Origin of the sequence: Phytopseudomonas daroniae (assembly GCF_004327275.1) — a bacterium.
Lineage (GTDB): Bacteria > Pseudomonadota > Gammaproteobacteria > Pseudomonadales > Pseudomonadaceae > Aquipseudomonas > Aquipseudomonas daroniae.
On the sequence record NZ_QJUJ01000001.1, the window covers coordinates 760,578 to 775,730 of the forward strand.

A 15,153-nucleotide genomic window follows, 5' to 3' on the forward strand; every position below is an offset into this window, starting at 1 on the left:
GAAGGACTCCGGAAGGAAGGTAATCGGAAGGAGTTTAACCCTTTCCAGGAACGGGCGCCTCAGCGGCCGGCGACGCAATGCGCGGCAGCAGGCTGCTGACACGGTTACGCCCGCCACGTTTGGCCTCGTACAGAGCGGCATCGGCCGCCCGTAGCAATTCGTCGAGCACCAGGCCCTGATCGGGCCACAACGCAAGGCCGGCCGACAGGGTTACCTGCCGTACACCGCTGCGGGTTTCGATCGGCTTCTGTGCCAACCCCTGGCAGATCGCTTCGAGGCGTTTACTCGCTTCGAGCGAATCGGCACCGGGTAGAATCAGCAGGAACTCTTCGCCGCCGATACGAAAGACCGTATCGGAACTGCGCAAGTTCACCAGCAGATGCTGAGCCACGCTCTTGAGCACATCGTCGCCATCCAGATGGCCGTGCTCGTCGTTGAGTTGCTTGAAGTGATCCAGGTCGATCAGGGCCAGCGACAAGGGTGCGTTGTCACGCCTGGCGCGGGCCAGTTCGCGACCGAACAGTTCGTCCAGATAACGCCGGTTGTAAAGCCCGGTAAGCGGGTCGCACAGCGCCTGTTCACGCAATTGCTCATGCAGGCGGGTGATGGTGCGCAGGCGCTCTTCACTCAGGGCCAGCGCCTCGGCCAGTTTCAGTTTGCTGAGCTGACGCTGGGTGACATCGCGCAAATAAAGCATCTGCCCCAGTAGCAGAGAGCCGTGACGGGTCACCCGCTCGATGGCGCGCATGCGCACTTCGAAGTAGCGATCGCAACGGATCGGCATCAGCAGTTGATCCTGCCACGCGCCATGCTCCAGCAACAGCGCCTGCAGATCGCGGCCAAACACAGGCCACTCCTGCAGCTTGCGGCCCTGCCAGTCGGATTCGAGCCCGCCCAGCTTGAGCGCAGCCTGGTTGGCTTCGATCACCCGCCCCTGGGTGTCCACCACCAGCACCGGGTCGAGCAGCGCTTCGAGCAACAGGTGGCGCGCCACCGGAAGCAGGTCGAACAGGCGTACGCCGAGGACCAGCCAGGAGAACGCGACCAGGGTGAAGACGAAGCTGAACGGTGTGGGGTCGACACCGAACACCACCATACCGAAGCCCACGTAGGCGATATTGGCCGACCACGGCACCGCAGTGACCAGCACGAACGCCAGGTAGTGACGCCGATGCACGCCATGGCTGGTGAGCGCCGCGCGCAGCACCACGCCCAGGCTGAAACTCATGAACAGGTAGACATACACCGCCGTGGCGTAGAACAGCGGGCCATGCTGATAACGAATCGGCGCGCCCGGCTCGGCCGACACCGGCCCGGTTTCGGCACCATAGAACAGGCCATGCCAGGGGTTGCTCAGCACCACCAGCCAGATCAGTACCGGCGCAACGATCAGGCCGAGCACCGAGCGCCTGGCCAGCGGTTCGCGCACGCTATTCACGTACTGCCAGAGAAACACCGCCCAGAACGTCGGTACCGAAATGATTCCCGGCCAGGACAGGGTGGCCCAGAACAGTTTGCAGTCGGGTGCGACCGCCGCGACTTCGAGGCCAGCCATGGCCATCCACCACATGCTTGCCAGGTGCATCAGGATGAAGGTATCGCGGCCTGGAAAATACCGTTGCTGCGTGACCCACCGCGCCAGCAGCACACCGCCGATGCACACCAGGGCGGTGAGCAGGACGGCAGCGTCGAATTGCCAAGCGGAATTGAGGCAGGCGTTCACGGCTCGCCCCCACCGGCTACGCAGCAGCGATCGGCGAGTCGACACGCAAGGCTTGGGCCTGGACGGCGCGATACGGGGGCAAGCAAGGAAGAAGTATCCATTCCAACACGGCTCGGGATAGAAGCCAGGTCACTCGGCCTGGCGCCGTACAGTCCGTCCGGGCCGCAAGCCGCTGGGGGCGGCAGACCGGTACGACGGAACGTGGCCGCTAAGATACTGCAAATCACCTGCTTTTCAGGAGGTTTTTATCGCCTTGCGCGGCTGAAAATACGCACACAGCGCAACCAACCGGCGGATGCCTGTTCACAAATTCGCCAACATCGTTATTATCGCGCGCCGTCCACCACGCGAAACCTCCCCGAGATGAAAAGCAATCTGATCGCCGCTGCGGAAATAGACCGCCTCGATACCTGGGCGAGATATACCAGCGACATGTGTCACAGCTGCATTTCCAGCTGCTGTCAGTTGCCGGTCGAGGTGCGCATCGCCGACCTGATCCGCATTGGCGTGGTCGACGAGTTCGAGCGTGGTGACCCGCCGAAGAACATCGCCAAGCGTCTGCAGAAAGACGGCCTGGTCGAGCGCTTCAATCAGAAGTCCGGCATCTTCACCCTGACGCGCATGAGCAACAACGATTGCTACTACCTGGATCGCAAGAGCCGACTGTGCACCATCTACGAGCGCCGCCCGGATACCTGTCGCAACCATCCGAAGATCGGCCCGCGTCCGGGTTATTGCGCCTGGCGGCCGAAGTAATCCTGCAACTTCCGGTTACCCGCCAGCTTGAACACCGCAGCACACCCGTATCTCGAATCCTTCACACCCGGCTCGTACCGTCACCCGAAGGATTCGCATGCTTCACGGTTCCCTCATACGCCCACTATTACTCATGGTCGCCCTGCTCAGCGCCTCCGCTCAGGCAGATTCAGCGATGCCCGGCTGGCAGGAGCCGCTTCTCGAGCGCCTGCAAGCGGTAGCCGCCAAGCAGGACGGCGAGCTCGGCGTATATGTGAAAGATCTGCACAGCAACCTTGCGGTGACCTTGCACGCAGAGGAACTCTGGTACATGGCCTCCGGTATCAAGGTGCCCGTGGCCATCGCCGTGCTGCGAGGCGTGGAGCGTGGCGAGTGGAATCTGGACACCCGGCTGATCCTGGCCGCCAATGACTTCGTCGACGGGGCTGGCAGCACCAATCAACATGGGCCCGGTGCCCGCCTGAGCGTACGCTTCCTGCTCGAGCAGATGATCATCTACAGTGACAACACCGCCACCGATCGCCTGATCCGGTTGGTCGGCCTGGACGCGGTGAACCGGCTGGTCAGCGAGCTGGTATCCGAAGGCTTCGAACCCATCACATCACTGGCCGACGTGCGCCATCATATCTACCGGGAACTGCATCCGGCGGCTGAGCGGCTTGGCGGGCGTGATCTGCTTCGCCTGCGCCAAGCCAGCAAGGATGACGAACGCCTGGACAGACTGGCATCGCTGCTCGGCGTGCCACGCTCTGAACTGGCGCCCATCAGCCTGAACACCGCCTACGCGAACTACTACAGCCGCAACCTGAATGCAGCTCGTCTATCCGCTTATGGCGAGTTGCTGGAGCGCTTGGCCGAAGGCGAGGCGCTGGGCGCCGAGCAGACAACCTATCTGCTCGGCGTGATGGGTCGGGTGAAGACTGGAAGCAAACGCATCATTGCCGGGCTCCCAGCCGATGCCCACTTCGCTCATAAGACCGGCACCCAGCGCGCACGTATCTGCGATTCGGGGCTGATCGACACGCCTGCCCGTGGCTCGGCTGCTCCGGTACTGGTGGTAGCGTGCGTACAGGGCGAACCCTCACTGGCCAAAGCCGAGCGCAGCCTGCGCCAGGTTGGTGAGGCGCTGGCTCAATCAGGCGTACTGCAGCGCGATGCACTCAAATGAGGGTTCCCATGAAGGTATTGCTGGCTGGCATCATCATTGGTTGCGCGGCGGTCTCTCTCTGGCTATGGGCCACGCCACAGCGTGATGCGCGCTTCGAAGCCTTGCAGCAGCGCCTGGGCGAACTCGACGAAGCTTCTCCTGGCCAACTGGGCGTCTACCTGCTACGACCTGCCGATGGCCGTGAGCTGAGATACCACGCCGATCGCCCCTGGTACCTGGGTTCGGCAACCAAGGCGGCGATAGCCATCGCTGTGCTGCAAGAGATCGATGATGGAAAACTGCAGCTCGACCAGCAGATAGTCCTGGAAGAAAGTGACCGTGTCGACGGATCCGGCGGCCTGGTATGGGAAGACGCGGGCGCCAGCTATAGCGTGAGCGAGCTGATTCGGGAAATGCTTCAGGAGAGCGACAACACTGCTGCCGACATGCTGATCCGAGCGGCTGGCGAAGATCAAATCAATGGGCGTATCAGCAAGGCAGCTGGAAACGGTTTCGGCCAGGTGACGACGCTGCTGAAGGTGCGCCATGAATTGTATGGGCACCTGCACCCGGATGCCCGATCACTGGAAAACAATCACATCGTCGAAATCGCCGCAGCACCGCTCGGCCCTCTGCGCGTAGAGGCAGTGGCCAACGCACTCGAGCTGAAAACCGATCAGCTCGATAACCGCGACCTCGACGAAGCCTACCGCCGCTACTACGACAGCGGGCTGAACAGCGCGACCCTGATAGCCTACGGCCAGTTACTGGGGAAGCTGGTGAGCGGCGATCTATTGTCGCGCGAAAGCCAGGAGCGGCTCTACGACATCATGGGCTTGGACAGCTACGACGCCTATCGCCTTGAAGCTGGCCTGGCGAAGGATCTGCCCTTCATTCAGAAAACCGGTACCCAGCAGCATCGCGCCTGCCACATCGGCGTCGCCAACCCGCAGGATGAAAACGCACTGGTCATCGTCGCCTGCGCCGAGGGTCTCGACGAAAACGACGAGGCCGGCAAGCTGTTCGAACAGGTAGGCGAGGCGATTCAGGAACTGCTGCTGACCAGCGCGACAACCGAAGCCTGATCATCGCTCGCAAATTCGCCAATCGCACGCAGCCAACCACGCCTCATGTGATCCTGACGCCTCTGTCAGAACCGCTTTCTGGATCCGCGCAACAGGCTGAGCGCCATCAGCACCAATACACCAACCCCGATCAGTAACACCCCCCACAGGCCGACGCGCTTCCAGTCGATCCCACCAGCCTTCGGGCCGACGGTCGCAGGCACCACCTCGACCTCCGGAATACTGCCGTCGATGGCGGCCTGGCCCATGCTCTCCAGCCGCTGCGGGGTAAAGCCGGGCACCAGCGTGGTGATCGGCAGGCTACCAGCTTGGGCATTGGCCCGGCCGAGGGCCAGTCGATAGGGTGGATTACCCCGCGCCAGAAACAGCAACTCGGTGGCCCGCAGGGCCACGCTCAGCCGCGGTTCACCCTGCCCCAGGCCACCACCGCGGTTATCGACCTGCAAGCGCAACTGGCTGACTGGCGATTGCGGCAGCTCGATCTGATCCTGCACCACTTCATGACCATCGACCGGCAGACGGTAAAGCACCGAGCGCGCCAGGGGCGCCCACGGCGCACCGCTGTCCCGCCGTCCCTGCAGCAGCACCGGGGCCAGACTGTTGGCCTGCTCGACCTCGATACGCAAACGCTCCAGGGGCAAGGCCAGAGGCAAAGACCAGGTCACGCCCTCCTCGCCCACCTGCCCGTTCAGCCTCTGCGACCAGACCAGCTCCGCCGGCTGCGCCGTGCTGCGGGTACCGCTGACCGTGGCGGCGCTCAGGTTCACCGCCTGCTCCGGCGCCAGCCACAACAGACGCAGATAACGCGCCCGGGTGGGCGGCCACTCGACTTCGCTCTTGTCGATGCGCTCGCCATTGAAGCTCAACTGGGCGATCTGCCCTTCACCAAGCGGACGCCAGTTGTCCAGGTCATCGCTGGCCTCGATGCTGAAACACTGGAAGCCCTCGCTTTCGGCACTCCACTGCAGATACAGGCGCTGCAGCGGGAAGTCGGTGGCACTGGCATCCAGCAGCCAGCCGCGCAACACATCGGTCGCGGTGGAAGGCCCGGCGGGGGCGTTCAGCTCGATGATCGAGCCATCGTCACCACGCTGCACACGCAGTGTTGGCAAGGCCTCGCGGCGCCCCGCCGGGCCACGCAGCGGAAACAAGCGCAAATCGACACGCTGCTGGCTCTCGGCGAAGCGCGCTGCACCGGGAATCAGGCTGTAGGCCAGGCGCTCGCCCTCGGCATTGAACACACGCAGGTCGCGGAAGTCGGCATGCCTGGCCGCGAGGTGAGCCTCCATCGGCAGCTGCATCCGGTACCAGGGCCCCTCCCCGCTCACGGTCAGTGGCACATTGACGGCATAGTCGCCTGGTTTTTCCTGCACCTCGGCCGCCTGTACCACCAGGGCCATGCCCAATATGAGCAGCCCGGTTCCCATGCGCGGACTCATGTCGGCACCTGCGCTTCACGCTCGACCTGCCGCGGTGGCAATGGCGCGAAATAGCCGACCACCAGCAACAGCACGCCGACGCCGATGAAGGAGATGATCCGCTCCAGGCTGCCACTGTTGCCCAGATCGACGAAGAACAGCTTCACCACCACCACGCCGATCAACGCCGCACCGGCCATCCACAGATCACGACGAGCACGCAGGTGCCCGGCGATGGTCAGGCTCAGGGCGATCAACGTCCAGACGATGGAGAGCCCGGCCTGCACCAGGCGCGAATCGATCAGCGCGTCCACCTGGAACGGCACCTGGGCCCAATGGAACGCGGTACGACAGACCATCATGGTCAACAGGACGAACAGCGAGGCGCCGATCACCGCCTGGGCCGCCAATTGCATCTGCCTTGGCTCGACACCCAGCGGTGGCAAGCCATCGCGGCTCCACTGATGCACCGCGAAGAGGACGAACAGCATGCCCAACTCCAAGGGGTTGATCAGCGGCACATAGAGCAGTGGCTCGGCCGAGCCATCACTGAACAGGTTGACCAGCCAGAACCAGCCCAACAGAAGTACAGCCAACGGCAGCGCCGCATAACTGCGGTACTCCAGCGGATAGGCCGCCACGGGCCAGGGCAGCGTACGACGCAGACTCATCAGCATCAGGAAGGCACAGGGCACCAGCACCCAGCCCAGCCAGCGCCAGGCGTTGTAGTGTTCGGCCAGGGCGAAGAACAGAAAGCGCAGCTCCAGCGCCAGCACGCCGAGGAGCAGCCAGCAACCGAGCACGTGGCTAATGCGGATCAGCAACTCCGGCGCCAGTCCCTGGACTCGGCGCAGCATCACGACATGCAGGGCGAACAGTGCCGGCCAGGCGAGCCAGCCGAGCGCTGCCAGTGGGTGATAGCTCAGGTGCCAGGTGAGCAGCACGACGCCGAACCCCAACGGCACCAGCGCCAGACTGAACACAGCCAATGCCGGCCAGCGCTGACCCAGGGCAACAACGGTGGTGACGACAAGGCTGGCCACGGCGACCAGCAGGAACACATGGCCCTGCAAATCGTCCGGCACGAAGTGCGAGATTTCGCTCAACGATGCCAGCAGCCACCAGGCTGCGCCCCAGAACAGCGCCACGTGTGACAGCTCTTGCAGATTCACGGGCAGCAGATCGGATCGTGCCACACGCCCTGCCAGATGCAGACGCCAGGCACACAGCAGGCCCGCCAGCGCCAGCAATGCCGGCGCCCAGAACCCCAGATGAGCCAGCGGCCGCAGAACCCCGGCGGTCACGCCCTGATCGAGGCTGTCGTTGAACATCAGGTAGATCAACCCACCGAGCAACTGCACGGCGAAGGCGCTGATCAGCACGCTGCGCCCCCCCAGGTACAGCCCGGCGACCAGCGTCGCCACGCCCGCCACGGCCCAAGCGGCAGCCGTGGCGTAAGGGCCGAAGCACAGCGGTGCCATCAGGTAGAGGAACGCCAGGCCGCTGCAGGCCAGTACTGGCTGCAACTGGCGCTCGCGATCCGGTACCTGGCTTTCGCCAGCACTGCGTAGCTGCAGGAAGCTGAACAGCAGTGCCACACCGAGCATCAGTGCGCCCAGCGCCGAACCGGCGAGCAGGGTCTCATCGCCGGAGCGCAGCGCCCAGAGAAATGCCAGGGCCGCCCCTGCCTGCAACAACAGGGCGAACAGACGCGCGAACAGCCGTTGCTGGCGCAGCCCCAGCCAGTACAGGCCGGCACCCTCGACCGCCCAGGCGGCGGACGTCCAGCGTGCATCCAGGCCCAGCGGAATGGCCAGAGTGCCGAAGATCACGCCCAGCGCCAGGCAGGTTTCCACCAGCAGCACGGCCCGCCCAGGCGCGCGTGCGACCAGTAGCCGTGCCAGGAACAGGTACAGCAAGCCCATGGCCAGGGCGCTGAAGGCCGAGCCGAAGGGCAGGTGCTGAACCACCGCGTACTGCAGGCCGAAGCCCACCAGCGGCGTACCGAACAACACGCTGCCATCCACGTAACCGGCCTGACGGGCCGACCACTTCAGCAATGCCTCGCGGGAACCGTTTTCCGGCTCACTCGGCGCTTCGAGCAGACGCCGCCGGGGCGAACAACAGGCCGATGGCTACGTACATCAGGAAGAACAGCAGCAGGAAGGCTTGAGTGCTGAACCACAGATCCGTGGTGTAGGAGCGCAACCCCCAGGCCAGGCCGATACCAAAGGTGCCGACGAAGCCGATCAGATTGAGCTCGCGCCAGGCCTTGAACCAGGCGATGGCGAAGATACCGGCGTTGAGCAGGAGGAAATAGCTGAACAGGGCGACGTGGCTACCGCCGCCGCTGGAGGCCAGGATCGGCGCGGCGAAACCGCCCAGTGCCGCGGCAGCGGCCAGCCCACGGGCATCCTGCAGAATGGCCAGCACGGCCGAGCAGAGGGTCACCACCACCAGCAGCACCATCGCCACCTGCGGGGTGAGCAGCGGATGCAGGCGCATGGCCGCGAATACCGTCAGGTACAGCACCGCGATACCGCCACCCTGCATCAGCAAGGCGTATGCCGGGCGCCGCTGGCGCAACCACCAGCCCAGCGCCAACAGGGCGATCGCCGCCAGAGCCACACCGGCGTAGCGCCATTCGACAGCGACCACCACGCGCTCGGAGGCATAGCGCAACAGGAAGGCCAGGCCCAGGAACAACAGCACCAGCCCCACACGCAATACGGTATTGCCGCCCAGCAACCAGTCCCGCGCGGCGGCGACGCCGCGGTCGAACCAGGTTGGTGCAGGCGGCTCGCCGACCCGCGTAGCTGTCGGTGTGGGCGTCACTGCGGCTTGTTCCGCGACAGGCTCGGGCCGCGGTTCTGCCACAGGTTCCGTCGAAGCGGCAGCGGGAAGCACCAGATCCAGCGTCCACTCGCGCTCGACGGGTGACGCGACAGGCGCCGAAGCTACAGGCTCGGCAGAGGCCTGGACAGGCGGTGCCTCAGCCGGCTCGTGCTCGGTACGCTCCAGCGGAGCACCTTGCTCAAGACGCACGAGGCGTTCGTGCAGATCGCCAGTGCCGTGGTTGAAGCGAGCGATCAGATCCGCCAGGGATTTGCGCATCGCCTCATTTTGAAGCCGTAGCGCCTGCAGCGCGAACGCCTGCCCTGCAGCCAGCCCAAGCACGGCACCCAGCGCCGCGCCAGCCATCGCCTCTCCAGTGGTGGCGCCCAGCACCAGCGCCCCAAGCACCAGCCCTATCAGCATGAAAATCCATTGCATGCACTCGAGTCCTTGATGAATAACTGTCCATGCCGGCCCATTGGCCTGACCGAACCTGCAGTATATGAGCTCTACACGGATAGGTAATGGAGGCGCTCACAATTACAACCGACGGCCAGGCATGGCGGACGAAACGAAAAATGCCGGCAGCCATTTTCAACATCACGAGTGACAACGTACGGCGTGACTTGTCAGGACGGCGAGCAAAAAATCGGGGAGATTTTTAACGGCACTTGCGACGGCCCGAAGGGGGAGCGACCAGGGATCGCAGGCACAAAAAAGCCCCCGCAGGCTCACGCCGGCGGGGGCTTTCCAGTCAGCTAGAACCGGATCAGTTCTTGGCTTTCTTGGCAGCGCGGGTACGCTCGCCTTCGTCGAGGATCTTCTTGCGCAGACGGATCGACTTCGGCGTCACTTCGCACAGCTCGTCGTCCTGGATGAATTCCAGAGCCTGTTCCAGGGTGAAACGAACCGGCGGAACCAGAGCGATGGTTTCGTCTTTACCCGAAGCACGCATGTTGTCGAGCTTCTTGCCTTTGGTCGGGTTGACGCCCAGGTCGTTGTCGCGGCTGTTCAGACCGACGATCTGACCGTTGTAGATTTCCTGGCCGTGCTCGACGAACAGCTTGCCGCGCGCCTGCAGGGTTTCCAGGGAGTAGGTCAGCGCCTTGCCGGTATCGATCGACACCAGTACGCCGTTCTGACGGCCGGACATGTGGCCCGACTTCATCACGTCGTAACGGTCGAAGATCGAGGTCAGGATGCCTGCGCCGTTGGTCAGGGTCAGGAACTGGTTACGGAAACCGATCAGACCACGGGCCGGGATGTTGTATTCCAGGCGTACACGGCCCTTGCCATCCGGAACCATGTTGCTCAGGTCGCCCTTACGCAGGCCCATCTCTTCCATGACCTTGCCCTGAGCCTCTTCAGGGATGTCGATGGTGACGTTCTCGAACGGCTCGTGCTTGGCACCGTTGACTTCACGGATGATCACTTCCGGACGGCCTACGCCCATTTCGAAGCCTTCGCGACGCATGTTCTCGATCAGTACCGACAGGTGCAGCTCACCGCGGCCGGAGACCTTGAACTTGTCGGCCGAATCGCCTTCTTCGACGCGCAGGGCCACGTTGTACAGCAGCTCCTTGTCCAGACGTTCCTTGATGTTACGGCTGGTGACGAACTTGCCTTCCTTGCCGCAGAACGGCGAATCGTTGACCTGGAAGGTCATGGAAACGGTCGGCTCGTCGACGGTCAGCGGCTTCATCGCTTCGACATTGTTGATGTCGCACAGGGTGTCGGAGATGAACAGCTGATCCATGCCGCTGATGCACACGATGTCACCGGCAGCGGCTTCCTCCACATCGACGCGATGCAGGCCGTGGTGGCCCATCAGCTTGAGGATACGACCATTGCGGCGCTTGCCGTCGGCGTCGATGGCGACCACCGGGGTGTTCGGCTTGACACGGCCACGGGCGATACGACCCACGCCGATGATGCCGAGGAAGCTGTTGTAGTCCAGTGCCGAGATCTGCATCTGGAACGGGCCTTCGCGGTCAACGGCCGGAGCCGGAACGTTGTCGACGATGGACTGGTACAGCGGGGTCATGTCTTCGGCCATTTCGGTGTGATCCAGACCGGCAATGCCGTTCAGGGCCGAGGCGTAGACGACTTTGAAGTCCAACTGTTCTTCGGTGGCACCGAGGTTGTCGAACAGATCGAAGATCTGATCCAGCACCCAGTCAGGACGCGCGCCCGGACGGTCGACCTTGTTGATCACCACGATCGGACGCAGGCCGGCTTCGAAAGCCTTCTTGGTCACGAAGCGGGTTTGCGGCATCGGGCCGTCTTGAGCATCGACCAGCAGCAGCACGGAGTCGACCATCGACATCACGCGCTCTACTTCACCGCCGAAGTCGGCGTGGCCGGGGGTGTCGACGATGTTGATGTGGTAGCCGTTCCAGTTGATCGCGGTGTTCTTCGCGAGAATGGTGATGCCACGCTCTTTTTCCTGGTCGTTGCTGTCCATCACGCGCTCGTCGTTGAGCTCGCCGCGCTCCAGGGTGCCGGACTGGCGCAGGAGCTTGTCGACCAGAGTGGTTTTACCATGGTCAACGTGGGCGATGATGGCGATGTTACGTAGGTTCTCGATCACAGTAGTGGTCTCGTAGGTTGGGTCGGGCTACCCAGCAGTTGCATTCAGCGGCCCAACGCGAAAAATCGGGATAAGGATAAAGGCAGTTCGTTAACGATGTGTGGCGACAATGCCGCCGCGAATCGGGTCGGGAGGTCGGTGGCGGATACTGCCGCCATTCAGCCCAGGCGTTTTATGCCGGACGATAAACGCGCACATTGGCATGCCCCTCGCTCAGCAGGTGATGAGCATGCAAACGGCTCATCACGCCCTTGTCGCAGTAAAGGAGGTACTGGCGGCTCGCATCCAGCTCCTTGAAACGGTTGTTCAGTGCGTAGAACGGCATGGCCTGTACGTCGACGCCAGGCAGTTGCAGCGGCTCGTCCTCGACCAGATCCGGGTGACGGATATCGATGACCACATGGCTGGGCAGTGCCTCGGCCAGTTCCTCGACCTGAATGTCCTGGCCCAGCTCTTCGATCACTCGGTCGATCGGCAGCAGGCGCGCCCGCTCCAGCGCTCGTTCGAGCACCGCCATGTCGAACTGCTCTTCTTCATGGACGACGCGATGCGGCTTGGCCTTGGTAGTCGGGTTCACCGAGATCACGCCGCAGTATTCTGGCATGTGCCGGGCGAAGTCGGCGGTACCGATCGCCTCGGCGGTGTCGATGATGTCCTGCTTGTGGCTGGCGATCAGCGGGCGCAGCACCAGCTTGTCGGTGACCGAATCGATCACCGAAAGGTTCGGCAAGGTCTGGCTGGATACCTGGCTGATCGCTTCACCGGTCACCAGGGCATCGATCTGCAGGCGCTCGGCCAGTCGGCTGGCGACGCGCAGCATCATGCGCTTGAGGGTCACGCCCATGTAGCTGTTGTCGACCTTGCCGAGAATCTCGCCGAGCACTTCCTCGAACGGCACACTGATGAACAGCACACGGTGCGAGCGGCCGTACTTCTGCCACAGATAATGGGCGACTTCCATCACGCCCAGTTCGTGGGCACGGCCGCCGAGGTTGAAGAAACAGAAATGGGTCATCAGGCCGCGACGCATGATCTGGTAGGCGGCGACAGTGGAGTCGAAGCCGCCGCTCATCAGCACCAGGGTCTGCTCCAGCGAGCCCAGCGGATAACCGCCCAGCCCCGGATGCTGGTGATGAATGACGAACAGGCGCTGGTCGCGGATCTCGATGCGTACTTCGATCTCTGGCTTCTTCAGATCGATACCCGCAGCGCCGCACTGCTGGCGCAACTGGCTGCCGACATGACGCTCGACATCGATAGAGGAGAAAGAATGCCGGCCACCGCGCTTGCAGCGCACCGAAAAGATCTTGCCCGGCAGCAGGTCACCGTAATGAAGCTTGCACTTTTCGACGATATCGTCGAAGTCGCCCAGCGGGTATTCGTCGATCTGCAGAAAATGCACGATGCCCGGCACACAGCTCAGGCGTTCGATGATTTCCTGCAGACACCTGGGCTCGGTGACCTCGGTCTTCACTTCCAGATTGTCCCAGACACCGGTCACCTGCAGTTGCGGATCGAGATCACGCGTGACTGCACGGATGTTCTTGGCCAACTGCCGGATGAAGTTCTTGCGAACCGGCGGGCTCTTGATGGTGATTTCCGGGAAGACTTTGACGATCAGTTTCATGGGAGCAAATGTCGGGCACCAGGGCCTGAAAAACAGGGGCGCGGATTATAGCGGAAATTGCTCAAGCTTTGATCAAAAATCCTCAAACAATCCGCGAGCGCACCAAAAAAGAACACAACTCTGCTATTACGCACCAATAAGGAGCCACGACGAACCATGTCGATGCACCGACACCCGCGTCAGCGCTGGTTTTCAGGGCACGATCCCATCACGGGGCACTGGCATGCAAATTGCTCCCTTGTGAGGCAGGGTGTCCTGGCAGACCATCTTGCCCGGCGTCACGAACTCAAAGAAGGGTCAATAGAAGACCCTATCCACCTGGAGGACAACATGTCTAAGGCTGTTCAACTGATCAAAGAACACGACGTGAAGTGGGTTGACCTGCGCTTCACCGACACCAAGGGCAAGCAGCACCACGTGACCATGCCGGCCCGTGATGCCCTGGACGACGAATTCTTCGAAGTCGGCAAGATGTTCGACGGTTCCTCCATCCATGGCTGGAAAGGCATCGAAGCCTCCGACATGATCCTGCTGCCGGACGACAGCACTGCCGTTCTCGACCCGTTCACCGAAGAGCCGACCCTGATCCTGGTCTGCGACATCATCGAGCCGAGCACCATGCAAGGCTACGACCGCGACCCGCGCTCCATCGCCCGTCGCGCCGAGGAATACCTGAAGAGCACCGGTATCGGTGACACCGTATTCGTTGGCCCGGAGCCTGAGTTCTTCATCTTCGACGAAGTGAAGTTCAAGTCCGACATCTCCGGTTCCATGTTCAAGATCTACTCCGAACAAGGCTCCTGGAACACCGACGCCGACATCGAAGGCGGCAACAAGGGCCACCGCCCAGCCGTCAAAGGCGGTTATTTCCCGGTTCCGCCGTGCGACCACGACCACGAAATCCGTACTGCCATGTGTAATGCCATGGAAGAAATGGGCCTGGTCATCGAAGTTCACCACCACGAAGTGGCGACTGCCGGTCAGAACGAAATCGGCGTGAAGTTCAACACCCTGGTGGCCAAGGCCGACGAAACCCAGACCCTGAAGTACTGCGTGCACAACGTGGCCGATGCCTACGGCAAAACCGCCACTTTCATGCCGAAGCCGCTGTATGGCGACAACGGTTCGGGCATGCACGTACACATCTCGGTTTCCAAAGACGGCAAGAACACCTTCGCAGGCGAAGGCTATGCCGGCCTGTCCGAGACAGCCCTGTACTTCATCGGCGGCATCATCAAGCACGGCAAGGCCCTGAACGGCTTCACCAACCCGTCGACCAACTCGTACAAGCGCCTGGTTCCGGGCTTCGAAGCACCGGTCATGCTGGCCTACTCGGCTCGCAACCGCTCTGCCTCGATCCGTATCCCGTACGTTTCCAGCCCGAAAGCCCGCCGCATCGAAGCACGCTTCCCGGATCCCTCTGCCAACCCATACCTGGCCTTCGCAGCACTGCTGATGGCTGGTCTGGACGGTATCCAGAACAAGATCCACCCTGGCGATGCAGCGGACAAGAACCTGTACGACCTGCCGCCGGAAGAAGGCAAGCTGATCCCGCAGGTTTGCGGCAGCCTGAAAGAAGCCCTGGAAGAGCTGGACAAGGGCCGTGCGTTCCTGACCAAGGGCGGCGTATTCTCCGACGACTTCATCGATGCCTACATCGAGCTGAAATCGGAAGAAGAAATCAAAGTGCGCACCTTCGTACACCCGCTGGAATACGACCTGTACTACAGCGTCTAAGCCGAAACCCGGATTACGCCTTCGGCTAATCCAGGCTACGCTACCTGCGCCGCGCACACGGCGGCACGAGAAAACCTCCCCGGTTTTGCCGGGGAGGTTTTTTTTATGGCCTGCCGCCATCTCTGGCGGCCACGTCATGAGCTGTTTCGGCGCGACATTTGAATCATGCCCGGCCATTTTTATGGGCAAGTGCAAATCCTCGGCGCAGCGTGCTTGCCAGCGCGCCGCGGCGGTG

At 62.5% G+C, this 15,153-nt stretch carries 8 protein-coding genes and 1 pseudogene; 4 read left to right on the forward strand and 5 right to left on the reverse strand.

Annotated features, from left to right (window positions below; translation table 11 throughout):
- Window positions 1-34 precede the first annotated feature (34 nt).
- The gene (locus DNK10_RS03635; RefSeq protein WP_131190609.1) at window positions 35-1,723 is read right to left on the reverse strand and encodes a histidine kinase N-terminal 7TM domain-containing diguanylate cyclase; all 1,689 of its coding nucleotides are present in this window, start codon (window positions 1,721-1,723) and stop codon (window positions 35-37) included.
- A 363-nt stretch (window positions 1,724-2,086) separates the two neighbouring features.
- On the opposite strand from DNK10_RS03635, the gene DNK10_RS03640 reads away from it, so the two are divergent.
- From DNK10_RS03640 to DNK10_RS03650, 3 genes are all read left to right on the forward strand, one after another.
- Entirely contained in the window at window positions 2,087-2,479 is a 393-nt protein-coding gene (locus DNK10_RS03640) for a YkgJ family cysteine cluster protein (protein WP_131179614.1), read from the forward strand.
- Window positions 2,480-2,576: 97 nt separating this feature from the next.
- Complete coding sequence (locus tag DNK10_RS03645) at window positions 2,577-3,647, forward strand: serine hydrolase (RefSeq protein WP_131190610.1); 1,071 nt, start codon at window positions 2,577-2,579, stop codon at window positions 3,645-3,647.
- Window positions 3,648-3,655: 8 nt separating this feature from the next.
- Window positions 3,656-4,711: a serine hydrolase gene (locus DNK10_RS03650; RefSeq protein ID WP_131190611.1), complete on the forward strand. Its 1,056-nt coding sequence runs from the start codon at window positions 3,656-3,658 to the stop codon at window positions 4,709-4,711.
- Window positions 4,712-4,776: 65 nt separating this feature from the next.
- Here the strand turns inward: DNK10_RS03650 and DNK10_RS03655 are convergent, their stop codons facing one another.
- The 4 genes and pseudogenes from DNK10_RS03655 to thiI form a co-directional block, all read right to left on the reverse strand.
- Complete coding sequence (locus tag DNK10_RS03655; protein ID WP_131190612.1) at window positions 4,777-6,150, reverse strand: DUF3999 domain-containing protein; 1,374 nt, start codon at window positions 6,148-6,150, stop codon at window positions 4,777-4,779.
- A pseudogene (locus DNK10_RS03660) lies at window positions 6,147-9,402 on the reverse strand (DUF2339 domain-containing protein). Before DNK10_RS03660 ends, DNK10_RS03655 begins: the two are co-directional and overlap by 4 nt.
- A 331-nt stretch (window positions 9,403-9,733) precedes the next feature.
- The gene (typA, locus tag DNK10_RS03665; RefSeq protein ID WP_131179619.1) at window positions 9,734-11,554 is read right to left on the reverse strand and encodes a translational GTPase TypA; all 1,821 of its coding nucleotides are present in this window, start codon (window positions 11,552-11,554) and stop codon (window positions 9,734-9,736) included.
- Window positions 11,555-11,726: 172 nt separating this feature from the next.
- Window positions 11,727-13,181 carry a tRNA uracil 4-sulfurtransferase ThiI gene (gene thiI / locus DNK10_RS03670; RefSeq protein ID WP_131190613.1) on the reverse strand — a complete coding sequence of 485 codons (1,455 nt, stop codon included), beginning with the start codon at window positions 13,179-13,181 and terminating at the stop codon, window positions 11,727-11,729.
- Window positions 13,182-13,511: 330 nt separating this feature from the next.
- Between thiI and glnA the strand changes: the two genes are divergently transcribed.
- Entirely contained in the window at window positions 13,512-14,918 is a 1,407-nt protein-coding gene (gene glnA, locus DNK10_RS03675) for a glutamate--ammonia ligase (protein WP_131179621.1), read from the forward strand.
- The last annotated feature ends 235 nt before the right edge of the window (window positions 14,919-15,153 follow it).

Excerpts from the sequence above, each read along its gene's own strand:
- DNK10_RS03640 (WP_131179614.1), top strand. The coding sequence starts at position 2,087 with ATGAAAAGCAATCTGATCGCCGCTGCGGAAATAGACCGCCTCGATACC.
- DNK10_RS03645 (WP_131190610.1), top strand. The coding sequence starts at position 2,577 with ATGCTTCACGGTTCCCTCATACGCCCACTATTACTCATGGTCGCCCTG.
- DNK10_RS03650 (WP_131190611.1), top strand. The coding sequence starts at position 3,656 with ATGAAGGTATTGCTGGCTGGCATCATCATTGGTTGCGCGGCGGTCTCT.
- DNK10_RS03655 (WP_131190612.1), bottom strand. The coding sequence starts at position 6,150 with ATGAGTCCGCGCATGGGAACCGGGCTGCTCATATTGGGCATGGCCCTG.
- thiI (WP_131190613.1), bottom strand. The coding sequence starts at position 13,181 with ATGAAACTGATCGTCAAAGTCTTCCCGGAAATCACCATCAAGAGCCCG.
- glnA (WP_131179621.1), top strand. The coding sequence starts at position 13,512 with ATGTCTAAGGCTGTTCAACTGATCAAAGAACACGACGTGAAGTGGGTT.